The sequence below is a fragment of the Bradyrhizobium sp. Kon10 genome (assembly GCF_055807395.1).
Genome location: NZ_JBVVOZ010000150.1, coordinates 1 through 354, shown reverse-complemented (window position 1 = coordinate 354; position 354 = coordinate 1). Strand labels below are relative to the sequence as shown.

The 354-nt window shown below is 64.7% G+C and carries 1 protein-coding gene; it reads left to right on the top strand.

Going from position 1 to position 354, the window contains the following annotated elements:
* Positions 1-354, top strand: a 354-nt coding sequence (locus AC0L2O_RS36485; protein ID WP_473373161.1) for a porin, incomplete at both ends; no start/stop codon positions are given.

Sequence of the window (354 nt, the reverse complement as noted above, 5' to 3'; positions counted from 1 at the left end):
TTCTTCAACGACTGGAATTTCGCACTGGTCTACGATTTCGGCGGCACCTCCGACGGATTTGGCGGGGCAGCTCCGGGATCGCTGCCCGGCGGCGGCATCTCGGGCCTCGAGAACGCCTATCTCAGCTACACCGGCTTGAAGCCGTTCGGCGGTAGGATGGCGATCGAAGCCGGCATCATGGACCTGCCCTACACGCTGGACGAAGCCACGAGCTCCAACGATATCATGTTCATGGAGCGCGCCTCGCCTGGCGTCATCGCCACCAACATCGCCGCCGGCGACTTCCGCTCCGCGGCCGGCACGCGGTGGTACAACGACCAGCTCTGGATCGGCGGCTATGTCACGGGACCTGCG